Source organism: Micromonospora sp. RTBAU3-60 (genome assembly GCF_054963695.1).
In genome coordinates this window covers 52,979-69,005 of the sequence record NZ_JBUEGB010000009.1, presented here as the reverse complement: position 1 = coordinate 69,005, position 16,027 = coordinate 52,979, and the positions used below count along the sequence as shown (strand labels likewise).

Annotated in this window: 16 protein-coding genes, 1 tRNA gene and 1 pseudogene; 11 read left to right on the top strand and 7 right to left on the bottom strand. The window is 74.9% G+C overall.

Translation table 11 applies throughout. From position 1 onward, the window contains the following. Positions 1-37: 37 nt before the first annotated feature. Positions 38-487 carry a GNAT family N-acetyltransferase gene (locus ACY34I_RS11580; protein ID WP_148797022.1) on the bottom strand — a complete coding sequence of 150 codons (450 nt, stop codon included), beginning with the start codon at positions 485-487 and terminating at the stop codon, positions 38-40. A gap of 305 nt (positions 488-792) precedes the next feature. Further along, positions 793-868, bottom strand: a tRNA-Arg gene (locus tag ACY34I_RS11575). Between the two features lie 165 nt (positions 869-1,033). On the opposite strand from ACY34I_RS11575, the gene ACY34I_RS11570 reads away from it, so the two are divergent. Beyond that, positions 1,034-1,774: a hypothetical protein gene (locus tag ACY34I_RS11570; RefSeq protein WP_462754693.1), complete on the top strand. Its 741-nt coding sequence runs from the start codon at positions 1,034-1,036 to the stop codon at positions 1,772-1,774. Positions 1,775-1,782: 8 nt separating this feature from the next. Here the strand turns inward: ACY34I_RS11570 and ACY34I_RS11565 are convergent, their stop codons facing one another. After that, positions 1,783-2,811, bottom strand: a complete 1,029-nt coding sequence (locus ACY34I_RS11565; RefSeq protein WP_462754691.1) for an alpha/beta hydrolase — start codon at positions 2,809-2,811, stop codon at positions 1,783-1,785. Positions 2,812-3,016: 205 nt separating this feature from the next. Here ACY34I_RS11565 and ACY34I_RS11560 point away from each other — a divergent pair, with 205 nt between their 5' ends. The 3 genes and pseudogenes from ACY34I_RS11560 (at position 3,017) to ACY34I_RS11550 (ending at position 6,561) form a co-directional block, all read left to right on the top strand. Continuing rightward, a complete protein-coding gene (locus tag ACY34I_RS11560) occupies positions 3,017-3,754 on the top strand; it encodes a single-stranded DNA-binding protein (RefSeq protein ID WP_462754690.1) in 738 nt (245 codons plus the stop codon). A gap of 90 nt (positions 3,755-3,844) precedes the next feature. Next, positions 3,845-4,843, top strand: a pseudogene (locus tag ACY34I_RS11555) (cobalamin biosynthesis protein); the annotation flags it as partial. Positions 4,844-5,019: 176 nt separating this feature from the next. Further along, positions 5,020-6,561 carry a cobyric acid synthase gene (locus tag ACY34I_RS11550; RefSeq protein WP_462754689.1) on the top strand — a complete coding sequence of 514 codons (1,542 nt, stop codon included), beginning with the start codon at positions 5,020-5,022 and terminating at the stop codon, positions 6,559-6,561. Between the two features lie 143 nt (positions 6,562-6,704). On the opposite strand, the gene ACY34I_RS11545 is transcribed toward ACY34I_RS11550, so the two are convergent. Together ACY34I_RS11545 and ACY34I_RS11540 are read right to left on the bottom strand one after the other, a co-directional pair. Beyond that, positions 6,705-7,106, bottom strand: a complete 402-nt coding sequence (locus ACY34I_RS11545; protein ID WP_462754862.1) for a rhodanese-like domain-containing protein — start codon at positions 7,104-7,106, stop codon at positions 6,705-6,707. A gap of 118 nt (positions 7,107-7,224) precedes the next feature. Continuing rightward, entirely contained in the window at positions 7,225-7,989 is a 765-nt protein-coding gene (locus tag ACY34I_RS11540; protein ID WP_462754688.1) for an alpha/beta fold hydrolase, read from the bottom strand. Positions 7,990-8,044: 55 nt separating this feature from the next. On the opposite strand from ACY34I_RS11540, the gene ACY34I_RS11535 reads away from it, so the two are divergent. From ACY34I_RS11535 to ACY34I_RS11515, 5 genes are all read left to right on the top strand, one after another. Next, a complete protein-coding gene (locus ACY34I_RS11535; RefSeq protein WP_462754687.1) occupies positions 8,045-8,566 on the top strand; it encodes a PadR family transcriptional regulator in 522 nt (173 codons plus the stop codon). Further along, on the top strand, positions 8,563-9,219 hold the full coding sequence (locus tag ACY34I_RS11530; RefSeq protein WP_462754686.1) for a uridine kinase family protein: 657 nt from the start codon (positions 8,563-8,565) through the stop codon (positions 9,217-9,219). The genes ACY34I_RS11535 and ACY34I_RS11530 overlap by 4 nt, the downstream gene beginning before the upstream one ends. 30 nt (positions 9,220-9,249) lie before the next feature. Beyond that, positions 9,250-10,617 carry a M20/M25/M40 family metallo-hydrolase gene (locus ACY34I_RS11525; RefSeq protein WP_462754684.1) on the top strand — a complete coding sequence of 456 codons (1,368 nt, stop codon included), beginning with the start codon at positions 9,250-9,252 and terminating at the stop codon, positions 10,615-10,617. A 108-nt stretch (positions 10,618-10,725) separates the two neighbouring features. After that, positions 10,726-10,932, top strand: coding sequence for a hypothetical protein (locus ACY34I_RS11520; RefSeq protein ID WP_462754682.1), 207 nt, complete (start codon positions 10,726-10,728; stop codon positions 10,930-10,932). 649 nt (positions 10,933-11,581) lie between these two features. Beyond that, the gene (locus ACY34I_RS11515; RefSeq protein ID WP_462754681.1) at positions 11,582-13,165 is read left to right on the top strand and encodes an ATP-dependent DNA ligase; all 1,584 of its coding nucleotides are present in this window, start codon (positions 11,582-11,584) and stop codon (positions 13,163-13,165) included. A 48-nt stretch (positions 13,166-13,213) separates the two neighbouring features. Here the strand turns inward: ACY34I_RS11515 and ACY34I_RS11510 are convergent, their stop codons facing one another. Next, complete coding sequence (locus ACY34I_RS11510) at positions 13,214-14,122, bottom strand: hypothetical protein (protein ID WP_462754680.1); 909 nt, start codon at positions 14,120-14,122, stop codon at positions 13,214-13,216. A 96-nt stretch (positions 14,123-14,218) separates the two neighbouring features. After that, a complete protein-coding gene (locus tag ACY34I_RS11505) occupies positions 14,219-15,034 on the bottom strand; it encodes an SURF1 family cytochrome oxidase biogenesis protein (RefSeq protein ID WP_462754860.1) in 816 nt (271 codons plus the stop codon). A 135-nt stretch (positions 15,035-15,169) separates the two neighbouring features. On the opposite strand from ACY34I_RS11505, the gene ACY34I_RS11500 reads away from it, so the two are divergent. Both ACY34I_RS11500 and ACY34I_RS11495 read left to right on the top strand, forming a co-directional pair. Further along, positions 15,170-15,433 (top strand): hypothetical protein, encoded by a 264-nt coding sequence (locus ACY34I_RS11500; protein WP_462754678.1) that lies wholly within the window; start codon positions 15,170-15,172, stop codon positions 15,431-15,433. Next, positions 15,430-15,999: a GNAT family N-acetyltransferase gene (locus ACY34I_RS11495; RefSeq protein WP_148797052.1), complete on the top strand. Its 570-nt coding sequence runs from the start codon at positions 15,430-15,432 to the stop codon at positions 15,997-15,999. The genes ACY34I_RS11500 and ACY34I_RS11495 overlap by 4 nt, the downstream gene beginning before the upstream one ends. Positions 16,000-16,027: the final 28 nt, after the last annotated feature.

Sequence of the window (16,027 nt, the reverse complement as noted above, 5' to 3'; positions counted from 1 at the left end):
CGCGCCTGGAAGCGGAGCCCCGCCTAATGATCGTTTGTCACACGGCCAGGGCCGGCTCGCGAACCATGAACACGTCCACCGGATCCTCGGTCTCGACGGTGAATCCGTGCCGCTCGTACAGCCGCCGGGCCGGGCTGCCCTGCAGCACGTTCAGCCGGACCAGCATGCCGTCGCGGTCGCACTGCTCCAGCAGTCCGCGCAGTACGGCCGTACCGATGCCGCTGCCCTGCAGGTGCGGGGCCAGGTAGAAGTGCTCCAGCCAGTGGGCGTCCTCGGCCGGCCGCAGCGACACGCAGCCGGCGAACGCGCCGCCGACCTCGATCACCCACGTGTGTGCCGGCCGGAACCCGTCCCGCAGCCGCTGCCGGACCCGCTGCTCGTCATATCGCCCGAGCCGCTCCAGATCCGCCCGCAGCACCACGGCCCGCAACTCGGCCACCGCCTCGACGTCCGCTGCCGACGCCGGTCGAATCTCCCAGTCCGCCATGATCTGCCAGGCTACCCAGCCAGGCTCCTCCCGCGATCGTTGATCCGGCGGCCGGGAGTTGACGCACATCCTGCCTCACGCGCGTTCCGCGCCGTCCCCATCGTTGACGACCCGGACGTCACAGCTTGTGAGACGTCCGGTCAACCACCGCTTGCCCGTGAACACCTACGCCCATGTCCTGCCCGAGATCGAGCGGGCCGCCGTGGACGAGGCTGCGAAGCAGCTCTTCGGCTGACCTGGCTGTACAAATGGCTGTACGGGGGCCGAGGGGCCGGGAGCGACGAGCCGTTGACCTGGGGTGACGGTGGTGCGCCCGGCAGGATTCGAACCTGCGGCCTTGGGATTAGAAGTCCCCTGCTCTATCCGCTGAGCTACGGGCGCGCGTCGACGTGTCGCGCCAAGAGGGTACCGCCGCTGCCCGGTCGCTCGGGGGAACGGGTGGGCGCGGGCCACGTCGATGATCAGGGTCGCACGAGGTGTCCCACGCCGGCACCGGGGTTTGGCCCCGCCCGTCGAGCGTTCGGCCCGGTTTGTACCCTCTGCGTCGTGCTGCTCGATCAGGAAACCGAGAACGAGGTCGTCTCCGAGCTGTGCCAGCTCCTCGGCCGCGCCATTCTGCCTGTCAGCCAGTTCGACCGGCCGGGCGCGGCCGCCGGCGGCTTCGGCACCGCCTTCTTCTACACCGAGCTGGTCGGCTCGACCGACGACGGGGACGTGGTGCACGAGTGGTTGCTGACCACGGACGCGTCCGTGCGGGCGCCGTACGGGGAGATCGGTCTGCGACCGAGCGTCACCGAGCCGGCGGGCGTGGCGTCGGACGCCATCCTGCTGCCCGACTTCGCCGGTCAGTGGCTGCACCTCCCGGAGGTCGGGCTGGCCGCCATGCCCACGGGCGGGCTGCACGGGCACGCCGAGGACCGGGGCTGGCGCTGGCGTACCCAGCAGGTGAGCGACGCGGTGGCCGCGGGGGCCGACGCGGTGGCCCGGGTGGGCGCGGAGCCCGGCTCGGCGTTCGTACTGGCGCTCGGCGTGGCCGAGGACGGGTCGCGGCCGCTGGAGGCGGTGGTCGAGCGGGTCGCCCGGGTCGGTGACGAGCTGCGCGTCATCACCGAGCTGCCGACGGGGTACGTCGGCGCGCCGGTGTTCGGCGTCGCGGCGGACCCGGGCGGGGAGCTGGCACTGCACTGCCTCGGCCTGGTGCTGCCCTCCGTCGACGGTGGCCACCCGGTCGCGACGTTCGACCGCATCCGGTCGGCGCTCGCCGCGGCCACCGCCGGCTACCGCTGACCGTCGGCTCAGCCGTCGGCGGCCGCGCCGGCCCGGTCCTCGACCGGCCGCCGCGCCGCCGGCGGGCCGTCCGGCGCCGGCTCGGTCGGCCCGGCGTCGAGGAACGCCTCCGCCCACCGCCCGGCTTCGGCGAGGACCTTCTCGCGTACGGCGGGGCCGGACAGGGTCAGGTCGTGCAGCCCGCCGTCGAAGCGGGCCAGGGTGACGTGCCGACCGAGCCGGGGCGCCCAGCGGACCATGTGCTCCACGTCGAGCACCGCGTCGGCGAGGGTCGCCGACTCGTGCCACTTCATGCCCCGGTAGCTGCGCGTCGAACAGGCCAGCAGCACGGGCACGGAGATGTCCAGGCCGGCCCGGAGCTGCCGTTGGCCGGCGCGGATGGCGTTGATCCAGCCGGCCCGCACCGGGAACCCGGCGAGCGGCTTCCAGGCCAGGTCGTACCGCCACTCGCCGCGGTGGTCGGCGTGCAGGCTCTCGCCGTACACGGTGCCGAGCCCGAACGGGAGGATGCGGTGCGGCGCCCGGCGGCCCAGCCGGGACACGGCGGCCGCGAGGGGGCGACGGACCAGCCAGGGTGCGTTGATGTCGAAGAACGGGCTGTTGAGGAAGAGCCCGTCGACCAGGCCGGCCGCCCGGCGGGCGTGCGCCCAGAGCGAGATGATCAGGCCGCCGGTGGAGTGGCCCATGGCGAGCAGGGTGTCGTGCCCCTCGTCGGTGCGGATGATCTCGGCGGCGGCGTCCAGCTCCGGGAAGTAGTCGCTCAGGTCGTGGCAGAAGTTCGGGGTCTGGTGCGGCAGCAGGCTGCGGCCGTACTTGCGCAGGTCGAGCGCGTAGAAGTCCCAGCCCCGCTCGGCGAAGTGGTCGGCCACGTGGGTCTGGAAGAAGTAGTCGACGAAGCCGTGGACGTAGAGCACGGCCCGGCCTGCGGGGCGCGCGGCCCGTCGACGGACCAGCGTCGCGACGACCGGTCCCTCGTCGTCGGCGCCCAGGTCGATCGTCCGCCGCTCGTACGGCGGTCCCAGCACGTCGGGTTCCACGACCGCGACGGTACGCCGCCAAGCTACCCGGCGGTAGCCCCGGTCGCTGACCGGCACGCGCGCCGGGGTCCCTAGCAGGCGGGGCCTTGATCAGGTTGTTGTCCACAGGCCGGTCCGTCGTCCACAGCCGGGGCGGCGCGGGCTGGTGGCCGCGCCGCCGCCGGTCGAGGCTCGGCCCGACAAACCGAGTCTCCGTGGAGGGGCGATGTTCGACACTTATGTAACGGTTGTCGGCTACGTGCTGACCGCGCCCGAGTGGCGCCGTACCACCCAGAGCAACACCCTGGTGGCCAACTTCAAGGTCGCCTCCACCGCCCGCCGCCTCGACCGGGACTCCGGCCGTTGGGTCGACGGGAACAGCCTGCGGGTGCGGGTGAACTGCTGGCGGAAGCTGGCCGAGGGAGTGGCCGCCTCGGTGGCGGTCGGCGATCCGGTGGTCGTCGCCGGCCGCCTCTACACCCGTGACTGGACCGACGACGCGGGCAACCACCGCACCGTCTACGAGCTGGAGGCGGTCGCGGTCGGGCACGACCTGTCCCGGGGGCGGGCCCGGTTCCTGCGCAACCGCCCCAGCATGACGACCAGCACCGTCGAGGACGCCGAGGCGGAGCGCCGGGTGCACGGCGAGGCGACCGAGCCGGTGCCGGTGGCGCAGGCGCCGACCTCGCTGGACGACCGGCCGTTCGACGACGATTTCGAGCTGCCGGAGTTCGATGCCCCGCGCGCCGGGCACGGCCTGCCCGCCGACCAGGACGGGCCGGCGGGTGACCTCGACGAGTTGGCCGACCCGTTCGACGCCGGGGCCGACGACGACGCGGCGGACGACGAACGGGCCCCCGAACCCGGTGACGGCCCGGGCGAGCCCGCCCCGGAGGGCGACGTCCAGGGGGTCACCCCGACCGGCCGGGGCCGGCGCGGCCGGCGGACGCCGGTGCCCGCCTGAGCTGTCGGGTCGTGCACGGGGGAGCGGGGTGGTGACGCCGGCGTGGCCACCCCGCCGTACGACTAGGCTGGCCGGCCGGAGGTGGTGCGGGTGCGGCAGGCGACCGCCATGGCGAACGCGGCGGGACTGGTGGCGGGCTATGCCCTGGACTCGCTGCTCGGCGATCCCCGCCGATGGCATCCGGTGGCCGGCTTCGGCCGGGCTGCCGGCGCGCTGGAGCAGCGGATCTACCGGCCGGACCGGTCCGCCGGCGCGGCGTTCACCGCGCTCGCCGTCGGTGGGCCGGTGCTGCTCGGCGTCGCCGCCACCCTCGCCACCCGGCGCCGGCCGGTGGCCCGCGCGGTGCTGGTGGCCGCCGGCACCTGGACGGTCCTGGGCGGTCGCACCCTGCGGCACGAGTCGACGCTGATGTCGCGGGCGCTGCGCGACGGCGACCTGCCCGCCGCCCGTGGCCGGCTCAACCACCTCTGCGGCCGGGACCCGTCGACGCTGGACGAGCCGGAGCTGGCCCGGGCCACCGTCGAGTCGGTCGCCGAGAACACCTCCGACGCGGTCGTCGCGCCGCTGGTCTGGGGTGCGGTCGCCGGGCTGCCCGGCCTGCTCGGCTACCGCGCGGCGAACACGCTCGACGCGATGGTCGGCCACCGCTCTCCCCGGTACGCCCGCTTCGGCACCCCGGCCGCCCGACTGGACGACCTGCTCAACCTGGTCCCGGCCCGGCTGACCGGGCTGCTCACCATCGCGGTCGCGCCGGCCGCGCACGGGGACCGCGGGGCCGCGTGGCGGGTGTGGCGACGCGACCGCAACGACCACCCGAGCCCGAACGCCGGGCAGTGCGAGGCGGCCATGGCCGGAGCGCTCGGCGTCCGGCTGGGCGGCCAAAACGTCTACTTCGGACGATCGGAGACCCGCCCGTTCCTCGGTGACGGGCCCCGTCCCGAGGCGCGGCACCTGAGGCGGGCCGCCCGGATCTCCGGGGCGGTCGGCCTGGCCGCGCTGGGCCTCGCCGCCGGTTACCGGCTGACCGTGGGCCGGCTCGTCGGCGCAACCGCCCGGTCCGCCCTGCGCGGGCTGGGCGCGACGGCCGGTGGCCGGGGCCAGGCCGCGTTCGGCGGCACCGGGGCGGCCGATGGGCCGGGTCGGGTCGCGGGCGGCGGGACCGGTGCGGCCGACGGGCCGGGTCGGGTCGCGTTCGGCGGGACCAGGGCGGCCGACCGGGCGGGTCGGGCCGCGGGCGGCGGTCCGGTGCGCCGGGGGAGTGGACGGTGAGCGGCGGGCTGCTGGTCGCCGGCACCACGTCCGATGCCGGCAAGAGCGTGCTCACCGCCGGCATCTGCCGCTGGCTGCGCCGCCAGGGCGTCCGGGTGGCGCCGTTCAAGGCGCAGAACATGTCCAACAACTCGGCCGTGGTGGTCGGCCCGGACGGGCGGGGCGGCGAGATCGGCCGGGCCCAGGCGATGCAGGCGGCCGCCTGCGGGCTCGCGCCGGACCTGCGCTTCAACCCGGTGCTGCTCAAGCCGGGCAGCGACCACGCCAGCCAGGTGGTGCTGCTCGGCGAGGCCGTCGATACCGTCACCGCCGGCAACTACCGGCAGTTGCGTCCCCGGCTCGCCGAGACCGCCTACCGGGCGCTGGCCGAGCTGCGGGCTGCGTACGACGTGGTGATCTGCGAGGGCGCCGGCAGTCCCGCCGAGATCAACCTGCGGGCCGGCGACTACGTGAACATGGGGCTCGCCCGGGCGGCCGGGCTGCCCACCATCGTGGTCGGTGACATCGACCGGGGCGGCGTATTCGCCTCGATGTTCGGCACGGTCGCCCTGCTCGATCCGGCCGACCAGGCGCTCGTCGCCGGATTCGTGATCAACAAGTTCCGGGGCGACCTGGGGCTGCTCCAGCCGGGGCTGGACATGCTGCGCCGGGTGACCGGCCGCCCCACGTACGGGGTGCTGCCCTGGGAGCTGGACCTCTGGCTGGACGCCGAGGACTCGCTCGCGTACGGCCGGGTGCTCGGCCGGCCGGCGGCGCCCCGGGGCAGCGACTGGCTCGACGTCGCCGTGGTCCGGCTACCCCGGATCAGCAACGCCACCGACGTCGAGGCGCTCGCCACCGAGCCGGGCGTCCGGGTGCGGCTGACGATCGAGCCGGCCGAGCTGGCCGCCGCCGACCTGGTGGTGCTCCCCGGCTCCAAGTCGACCGTCGCCGACCTGGCCTGGCTGCGGGAGACCGGCCTGGCCGACGCCGTCCGCGCGCACGCCGCCGCCGGCCGGCCGCTGCTCGGCATCTGCGGTGGGTTCCAGATGCTCGCCCGGGTGATCCACGACCCGGTGGAGAGCCGCCAGGGCAGTGTCCCCGGGCTCGGGCTGCTGCCCATCGAGATCACCTTCGACCCGCGCAAGACGGTGCGCCGCGCCGCCGGCACAGCCGCCGGGGACGTTCCGGTGCACGGTTACGAGATCCACCACGGGCAGGTCTCCGCCGCCGACCCGGGGCTGCCGCCGCTGCTGTGGTATGCCGACGGCACCGGCGAGGGCGCCCGGTTCGGCGCGGTGCACGGCACCCACTGGCACGGCGCCTTCGAGTCCGACGCCTTCCGCCGCCGGTTCCTCACCGAGGTCGCCGAGGTGGCCGGGCGGACCGGCTTCAAGGTCGCCCCGGACACCGCGTTCGCCGCCGCCCGCGAACGGACCCTGGATCTCCTCGGTGACCTGGTCGAGGAGCACCTCGACACCGATGCCCTCTGGCGGCTGATCGAGTCCGGCCCACCGCCGGGCCTGCCGTTCATTCCCCCCGGCGCCCCGCCCGCCTGACCCCGCCCGGGCACCCGGCCATAGCGGACGGCGAGGGTCTGACCGTGCTGCCCGGCTCGCTGAAGGTGGACGCGCCGCTCGACCCGTCCGACGCGGCGGCCTGGCTGGCTCGGTCGCGCCCGCCGGCACACCGGTCTGACCAGTCAGTAGCGGACGTCGGCGGGGCGGTCGGACATGGGCAGTCCGTCCTGCTGCCACGCCTGCACCCCGCCGATCATGTCGGTCGCCCGCCGCAGTCCGAGCGTCTGGAGACTCGCGGCGGCCAGACTGGAGCTGTAGCCCTGCCGGCACACCACCACGATCATCCGGTCGTAGCCGGTCGCCTCGGGGATGTGCCAGGCGCTGGCGGGGTCCAGGCGCCACTCCAGCACGGTCCGTTCGATCACGATCGCCCCGGGCAGCTCGCCCTGCTCACGACGCTGCGCCTCGCTACGTGTGTCGACGAGCAGCGCGCCCTTGCGGACCGCATCGACGGTCTCGTGCGGGGTGAGTCGGCGGAGTCCGGCCCGGGCCTGTTCCAACAGGGCGTCGACGCCCGGACACATCACGTCATGGAGCACCACCCGATGATGCCGGCCGTCCGGCGGCCGTGCCCGGGGAACGACCGGCGCTCACCGGGCCGCCGAGGGAAATCCCCCGGAGGCGGTAGCCGGTCGGTGCAGATCAGGCCACGGCGAGCGCGGCGGCCGCCACCCGGGTGAACTCGTCGGGCGCGTCGAGCATGACGTTGTGGCCGGCGCCGGGCACGGTCACCACGGTCACGCCCGCGGCGGAGAGCCCTGCGGCGTCGGTCACCGGGTCGCTGAGCCCACCCTGCACGAACGTCCTCGGCATCGGCAGGCGCTCCAGCAGGCGGCGCATCGTCGGTCGGGTGCCGGCGGCGAGTCCCGTCGCGGTGCGGTGCAGGCCGACCGGATCGGCGAGCCGCATGGTGCTGGCCCACAACGGACCGACCCGGTCCAGCGTCTCGGCGTAGCCGCCGGCCAGGAAGTCCGCCTCGGCGTACCCGGCTACGCCGCTGCTGCCGACCGTCCGGCGGGGGTACGGGTCGAGGTTCGCCTCGACGAGGACGAGCCGGCCGACGAGATCCGGCCGCCGGTGGGCGAGCACGATCGCGACGGCGCCGCCCATGCTGTGCGCCACCACGTCGGCCTCGCGTACCCCCGCCCGATCGAGGGTGGCGGCGAGGGCGGTCGCGTGGTCCTCGAGGGTGTAGCCGAAGGTGGCCGGTCGGTCGCTCAACCCGAAGCCGAACAGGTCGACGAAGAGCGACCGGTGACCGGCCAGTCCGGGGCGGGTGGCCACCGGGACGAAGTACGCCGTCGACATCGCCCCCAACCCGTGCACGTACACCCGCGCCGGCTCCTCGCCGGCGATCTCCACCCATCGCATCCGGGCCCCGTCCGGGCCCACAGTCGCAGCACGCATGCTCGGCACAGTACATCCGTGCCGAGGTATAACGGAAGCGGGGTATTATGAATGGGTGCTCGAACTCGCCATCCTCGGTTTCCTCGCCGAGCAACCCCTGCACGGCTACGACCTCAAGCGGCGGGTGGCTCAGCTGACCGGACACGTGCGCCCGATCGCCGACGGCACGCTCTACCCGGCGATCAAGCGGCTGGAGCGGGCGGGCTGGTTGACCCGGCGAGCTGAGCCGGGCTCCCGGGCCGCACCCCGTCAGATGCTGGTCCTGACCGAGGGGGGCCGCGCCGAACTCCGGCGCCGACTGGCCGAGCCCGAGGAGGTGGAGATCAGCGACGAGAACCGCTGGTTCACCCTGCTCGCGTTCCTGCGCCACCTCGACGACCCGGCGGCCCGCGAAGCGGTGCTCCGCCGCCGGCTGGCCTTCCTGCGTACGCCAAGCAGCTTCTTCTACGAGGGGGACCGGCCGGTGCGCGCGGAGGAGGTGGACGATCCGTACCGGCGGGGATTGCTCACCATCGCCCGGGCGACCACTCGGGCCGAGCTGGCCTGGCTGGCGGGGATGCTCGGCGAGCCGGCGTGAGGCCGGTGACGGTGGTCGAGGCGTACGCCGGGTTGGCGCGTCGGGTGCTCGCGGCGCCGGCGCGGCTGGGGCGTACCCGACTGGTGGCGGTCGACGGGCCGAGCGGCGCGGGCAAGAGCCTGTTCGCGACGCGCCTCGCGGACGCCCTCGGCGCGCTGCCCGGCGGCGAGCGGCCGCCGGTGGTCCGCACCGACGACCTGCTGAACGGCTGGGACGACCAGATCACCTTCTGGCCCCGGCTGGAGCGCTGGGTGCTAGGGCCGGTACGCGCGGGCCGGCCCGGGGCCTACCGCCGGTACAGCTGGGTGCGGCGGTGCTTCCTGGACGAGGCGGTGCCGGTGCCGGCCGGGCCGGTGCTGATCGTCGAGGGGGTGAGCGCCGCCCGCGCGGCGATCCGGCGGGAGCTGACCCTGTCCGTGTTCGTCACCGCGCCCGCGGAGCTGCGGCTGTCCCGGGCGGTCGCCCGCGACGGCGCGGAGATCCTGCCCGAGCTGCGCCGCTGGCACGTCGGGGAGCGGGCGCACTTCGCCACCGACGGCACCGAGGCCGCGGCCGACGTGGTGGTCGACGCCGCCCCCACCCTGCCGCACGACGCCGGCCGGTACTACGTCCGCCTCCCCCGGCCAGGCCAGCGGGACGGGCTCGGCGGATGACCCCGGTAAGGCCGGCATACGATGCCGGTCATGACCACACCGATCCTGTCCGAGTCCGAGGTACGGGCCGCCGTCGAGCGTGAACTGCCCGGAGTCCGTGCCGACCTGGAACGCCTCGTCCGCATTCCGGGTATCGCCTTCGACGGCTTCGACCACTCGCACGTGGAGCGCTCCGCCGAGGCGGTGGCGGAGCTGCTGCGTGGCTGCGGTCTCGACACCAAGATCGTGCGTTCCGGCGGCCAGCCGGCGGTGATCGGGACGAAGCCCGCCCCGCCCGGTGCCCCCACCGTGCTGATGTACGCCCACCACGACGTGCAGCCGGTCGGCGACCTGTCGCTGTGGGAGTCCGACCCGTTCGAGCCGGTGGAGCGGGACGGGCGCCTCTACGGTCGGGGTGCCGCCGACGACAAGGCTGGCATCATGGCGCACGTCGCCGCGCTGCGCGCCTTCGGCGACCAGCTGCCGGTCGGCGTGGTCCTCTTCATCGAGGGCGAGGAGGAGTACGGCTCGGACTCCCTGGAGCAGCTGCTCATCGCGCATCGCGAGGAGCTCGCCTCGGACGTCATCGTCATCGCCGACTCCACCAACTGGGACGTCGGCGTGCCCGCGCTGACCACCTCGCTGCGCGGCATCGTCAACTGCTTCGTGGAGGTGCGCACCCTCGACCACGCCGTGCACAGCGGCATGTTCGGCGGCGCCGTGCCGGACGCCCTCACCACGCTGGCCAAGCTGCTCGCCACGCTGCACGACGACGCTGGGAACGTGGCCGTCGAGGGCCTGGTCGGCCGCGAGGGCGCCACGGTCGACTACCCGGAGGACCGGTTCCGCGCCGAGGCCGGGCTGGTCTACGGGGCCCAACTCTTCGGCACCGGGCGGATCACCGACCGGCTCTGGACCAAGCCGGCCATCGCGGTGCTCGGCGTCGACGCGCCGGCCACCGGGGAGGCGCCGAACGCGCTGGTCCCGTCCGCCAAGGCCAAGCTGAGCGTACGGCTGGCGCCGGGCGACGACCCGAAGCAGGCGTACGCGGCGCTGATCGCCCACCTAGAGAAGCACGCGCCGTGGGGCGCGCAGGTGACGGTGACCTTCGAGCACGACGGGGCGCCCTGCGTCATCGACGCCACCGGGCCGATGTTCGAGGCGGCGCGGGCGGCCTTCCGGGGGGCCTGGGACGGCACCGACCCGGTCGACATCGGCGTCGGCGGCTCGATCCCGTTCATCGCCACCTTCCAGGAGATGTTCCCCGAGGCGGCGATCCTGGTGACCGGCGTCGAGGACCCGCACGCCCGGGCCCACGGGCCGAACGAGAGCCTGCACCTGGGCGAGTTCACCCGGGTCTGCATCGCCGAGGCGCTGCTGCTGGCCAAGGTCGCCGAGGTGGGCGCGAACCGGGGCTAGGTGGGTTCACCCGGGCCGGGACGGGCTGCACGTGTCGGAAGCGTAACTTCGCAGCCGATGTCGGAGTTTGGGGTGTGTCGGGCGCGGGGGTGTTATAGCCTCTCGAACATGCGTACGAACGACGAGATGGCGCGGCTCCAGGCCGCCGTGAGTGCTCTGGGAGACGTCGACGTCTCCGCGTGGCCCGAGGACACGCTCAAGGAACAGCTCAGTGAGCTCTCCGCCGCGCTGGTCACGCTCGACACGCTGCTCACCCGGGTCGCCGACGAGGTCCGCGCGCGCGGCCTGCGGATCGAGGAGCCGGTCTCGGCCTGACCGTCGCGCCGGGTCAGGCCCGCGGTTCGGCCCGCCCGGGTCCGGTCCGCGGTTCGGCGCGCCTGGGTTGCGGTCTGCCGTTCGGTCTGCGGTCCGGCCCGCCCGGGTTCGGTCCGCGGTTCGGCGCGCCCGGGTTCCGGTCTGCCCTTCGGTCCGCGGTCCGGCGCGTCCGGTCCGGCCCATCCGCTGCGGTCTCGGTAGCCGCCGCAGGCCGCTGTTCGAGGGCAACGTCCGGCCATGTTTCTCGGGTGACTACGAACTTGATGACGTGGATGGATCGCGCCGGCCGGTGTGGACGGGGTTGGCGCTGACTCGTTCACGTCATCAAGTTCGTAGCGTCTCGCACACCTGCGGGGGTTCGTCGGGCAAGCGGCCCTGCCGATGCGCGGCCTGCCGCCGTGCGACCGACCCGGCCCGGTGCGTGGCGGTCCGCACCGGCACTTCGGGGCCGGCACGATCGCCGGCCGGGCGACGCGCGGGACCCGTCGCCCGGCCGGGCGGTGCACGGGATCGGTCGCCCGGCCGGGCGGTGCACGGGATCGGTCGCCCGGCCGGGCGGTGCACGGGATCGCCGGGCCGGGCGGCGCGTGGGGCCCGTCGCCCGGCCGGGATACGCCATCCGGTCGGCGGTGGCTGGCAGGATGGGTTCGTGCGGTTCCTCGACCTGGCGGCCACCTCCGCCGCGGTGGGCGCCACCAGCGGCCGGCGGGCCAAGGTGGAGCTGCTGGCCGCCGCGCTGCGGTCGCTGGATCCGGCCGAGGTCCCGGCGGGCGCCGGCTACCTCGCCGGTGAGCTGCATCAACGGCAGACCGGCGTGGGCTGGGCGAGCCTGCGTGACCTGCCGCCGCCGGCCGCCGAGCCGACCCTGACCGTGGCGGCCGTCGACGCGGCGGTCGACCAGATCGCGGCGGTGCGCGGCCCCGGCTCGCAGGCCCGCCGCCGGGAGTTGCTCGGCCGGCTCTTCACCACGGCCACCGCCGACGAGCAGCGGTTGCTGGTCGGCCTGTTCAGCGGTGAGCTGCGCCAGGGCGCCCAGGCCGGCCTGCTGGCCGACGCGGTGGCCCGGGCCGCCGAGGTGCCGCTGGCGGCCGTCCGGCGCGCCCTGCTGCTCGCCGGCGACCTACGGGAGGTGGCGGTCGCGGCGCTCTCCGGCGGCGCGGCGGCGCTGGCCGCCTTCGGACTCCAGGTGGGCCGTCCACTGGCCCCGATGCTGGCGCAGAGCGCCCCCACGGTGGACGAGGCGCTCGCCGCCACCGGCATCCCCGCCGTGGTCGACGTGAAGCTCGACGGCATCCGGATCCAGGTGCACCGGTCGGGGCAGGACATCGCGGTCTTCACCCGTAGCCTGGACGACATCACCGCGCGGCTGCCCGAGGTGGTGGCCGCCGTCCGCGCCCTGCCGGCCCGGGAGTTGGTGCTCGACGGCGAGGCGATCGGGCTGGACGCCGCCGGCCGCCCGCTGCCCTTCCAGGAGACCTCCAGCCGGGCGGCCCGGCGCACCACGCCCAGCACCACCGGCGGCACGGCGGTGGCCCCCGCGGTGCTCGCCGCCGCCGAGCGCACCGGCCAAGCGGTGCTGACCCCGTACTTCTTCGATCTGCTGCACCTCGACGGCACGGACCTGATCGACCTGCCCGGCCGGGAACGCTGGGCCGCGCTGGCCGGCGCGGTCGACCCGTCGCTGCTGGTCGGGCGGATGGAGGTGGACGGTCCGGAGCAGGCCGGCGCCGCCTTCGCGGCCGCAGTCGACGCCGGCCAGGAAGGGGTGGTGGTCAAGGATCCGGACGCCCCCTACGATGCCGGCCGGCGCGGCTCGGCGTGGGTCAAGGTCAAGCCCCGGCACACCCTCGACCTGGTGGTGCTGGCGGTGGAGTGGGGCAGCGGGCGCCGGCAGGGCTGGCTGTCCAACCTGCACCTCGGCGCCCGGGACCCGCGCACGGGGGAGTTTGTCATGCTCGGCAAGACGTTCAAGGGGCTCAGCGACGAACTGTTGCGCTGGCAGACCGAGCGCTTCCTCGACCTGGCCGTGGAGAAGGGCGACTGGGTGGTCCGGGTTCGCCCCGAGCAGGTGGTCGAGATCGCGTTCGACGGGGTGCAGACGAGCAGCCGCTACCCGGGCGGCGTGGCGCTGCGGTTCGCCCGCGTGGTGCGCTACCGGGACGACAAGAGCGCCGCCGAGGCGGACACCATCGACGCGGTCCGGGCCATCCACGCCGGCCGGCCCACAGGTTAGCCGGCGGCGCCGGAGGCGGTGCGCGGGCCGCCTCCGACGCCGTACGGGTCAGCCCAGCGACAACGAGCGGGCGTAGTTGACCTGGTTGTTGATGTGCTGCACCTGGAACTGGTCGACCACCGGGATCCGGGCCACGTACTGCTGGCCGCCGCTGGTGACCGTCACCTGCACGGTCCCGTGGTGCTTCGTCTCCTTGATCAGCAGGAAGAGCAGGCTGAACACGGTCAGGCAGAAGAAGCCGAGGATGGCGCAGACCAGCGCCCAGGTTGCCACCTTCTCCTCTTTCTGCCAGTGGTCCATCACGTGCCAGGAGGCTCCGGCCAGCGGCAGCGCGCCGACGGGCGTACGGATCACCGGCGGGGCCACCATGATCTCGCCGATCTGGACCGCCACCACGGACTGCCCGGGCGGCAGCGGCCCGACCGGCGGGGCGGGTACCGGAGGAGCCGAACCCGGGCGTGCCAGCAGTTCACCGGCCTGCGGCGCCGGCGGCGCGGAGAACTGGGCCGGGGCCGGGGGCGCGGAGAACTGGGCCGGGGCTGGGGGCGCGGGGAACTGGGCCGGGGCCGGGGGTGCGGAGAACTGGGCCGGGGCTGGGGGCGCGGGGAACTGGGCCGGGGCCGGGGGTGCGGAGAACTGGGCCGGGGTCGGGGGCGCGGGGAACTGGGCCAGGGCTGGCGGGACCGGGGCCGGCGCGGGCGGCGGGGCGGCGAACCGCATGGTCGGCGGAGCATCCGGCGGGCCGGCGTTTCCCGAAGCGGAGGCGTCCGATGGCACGGCGGCGTCCGTCGGCGCGGAGGCGCCCGGCGCGGTCGGAGCGGGGCCGGGCGGGAGCACCGGGAACTGCTCGGTGGGCGGCGCGACGGCGGGGGGCATGGCGGCCCACGGGTCGTACGTCGGCTGTGCCGGCATCGGCGGCTGGCCTGGCGGCAACGGCTTGGTGGGATCAGGGGTCACCGCGACCCCCGACGGTTGGCGATCATGGGCGGACCTTACAGCGTCGCCGATGTCCCGTGTGGCCGCCGACGGTCCGGTCCGGTCAATGGGCGTCGGTCACGCGGAGGCCGGCTCGGCGGCCCGGTCGACCGGCTTGCGCGGCTTGTCCAGGCCGGCCGCGCGCCGCGCCTCCCGGCGTGCCACCCAGCCGTAGCCGAAGAGGCTCATGGCGGCGAAGAGCCACCACTGGACCACGTACCCGAAGTTCTGCCAGTTGTTGGTGTGCCCGATCGGGACGGCCTGGAAGGCCGGGTCGGCGGCCGGGGTCTGCTGGTCGAGCAGGACGTAGCCGCCGGCCACCGGGTAGGGCAGCTGCTTGGCGATGCGGGGGATGCTGATCCGCCGGCTCTCCAGCTTGCCGTTGCGCCGGTCGACCGTGCCGCCGCCGCTCTCGCTGGCCACCACCCGGCCGGTGACCGTCACGTCCCCGCTGGGTGCCGCCGGCACCTCCGGCTGGGTGGTGGCGTCGCCGCCCGGGGCGGGCGGGATCCAGCCCCGGTCGACCAGCACGGCGGTGCCGTCGGCGAGGACCAGCGGGGTGAGCACCTCGAAGCCGACGTCCCGGCCGATCGTGCGGCCACGGACCAGGACCAGGTTCGTGGGGTCGTACCGGCCGGTGACGGTGACCCTGGACCAGGTGAGCTGCTCGGCGGGGGCCGGGCCGGTGGTGCCGGGCCCGCCGGTCGGGGCGGGCAGGGCGTCACGCAGCGGCGCGGGGGTCATGGTGGAGCCGGCGTCGATCCGCTCGTTGATCGCCGTGCGGCCCCGGTAGCGGTCCAGCTGCCAGTTGCCGAGGAACACCATCAGCACGGCCGCGACCAGGGTCAGTGCGAGATAGCCCAGCCAGCGCGGGGTCAGCAGGAACCGGTACACGTTGGCCAAGGCTACTCGTATGAGCGGCGCCACTGAGCTGCACCGGGCCGGAACCGGCCGGTCGGCGGCCGCCGCACGTCGGTCCGGGCGGGTATGGTCACGCGGGCGGAAACCACCCCAGATCAGGAGTCGATGATGATCGTGCCGCGCGTCGTGCTGAGCGCACCCTCCTCGGGGCACGGCACGGGCGCGCTCTCCCTCGGGCTGCTGGCCGCCCTCGGGGAACGGGGGCTGGACGCGGCGGGCTTCAAGATCGGGCCGGACCAGGTGGACGCGGCGTACCTGGGGCTGGCCGCCGGGCGGCCGGGGCGGAACCTGGACCCGCGGCTGTCCGCGTACCCGGAGATCGCCGGCCGGCTGGTCACGGCGGCCGTGGCGCCGGCGGAGGCCCCGGCGTGATCGGGCAGGTGGCGGTGCGCCGTTTCCCGACGCTGACCGTGTCCACCCCGCGCACGGAGGTACGCCCTCTCGTGGCGGCCGACGCCGAGGCGGTGGACGAGGTGTTCGGGGACCGGCAGACCCAGCGCTGGCTGCCCCTGGCCGACTCGTCGGGGCGGATCGACGGGCGCGCCTGGTGCACCGAGCTGGCCCGGCAGCGCCGGGACAGCGGTGACGGCGACCACTACGGGGTGGTCCGCCGGGAGGACCAGCGGGTGGTCGGCTGCCTCTGGACCCGGCGCACCGACTGGGGTGCCCGGCTGACCGAGGTGTCGTACGCGGTCGCGCCGCACGCCCGGGGCTATGGCCTGGCCGCCGAGGCGGTGGACGCGGTGGCCATCGCGCTGATCCTGGAGCACGGTTTTCACCGGGTCGAACTGCGGGTGGCGCCGGGCAACGTGGCGTCCCGGCGGGTGGCCGAGAAGGCCGGCTTCAGCTACGAGGGCCTGCTGCGCAACGCCGGCTTCGTTCGCGGCGCCCGTGTCGACCTCGAACTCTGGTCCTTCGTCGCCGCCGACCTCCGCTGACCGGGCCGGCCCGGCCCGGAACGGCGAT

Coding starts and splice junctions, on each gene's coding strand:
- ACY34I_RS11580 (WP_148797022.1), bottom strand. CDS start 487: ATGGCGGACTGGGAGATTCGACCGGCGTCGGCAGCGGACGTCGAGGCG.
- ACY34I_RS11560 (WP_462754690.1), top strand. CDS start 3,017: ATGTTCGACACTTATGTAACGGTTGTCGGCTACGTGCTGACCGCGCCC.
- ACY34I_RS11545 (WP_462754862.1), bottom strand. CDS start 7,106: ATGTGTCCGGGCGTCGACGCCCTGTTGGAACAGGCCCGGGCCGGACTC.
- ACY34I_RS11540 (WP_462754688.1), bottom strand. CDS start 7,989: ATGCGTGCTGCGACTGTGGGCCCGGACGGGGCCCGGATGCGATGGGTG.
- ACY34I_RS11525 (WP_462754684.1), top strand. CDS start 9,250: ATGACCACACCGATCCTGTCCGAGTCCGAGGTACGGGCCGCCGTCGAG.
- ACY34I_RS11520 (WP_462754682.1), top strand. CDS start 10,726: ATGCGTACGAACGACGAGATGGCGCGGCTCCAGGCCGCCGTGAGTGCT.
- ACY34I_RS11500 (WP_462754678.1), top strand. CDS start 15,170: ATGATCGTGCCGCGCGTCGTGCTGAGCGCACCCTCCTCGGGGCACGGC.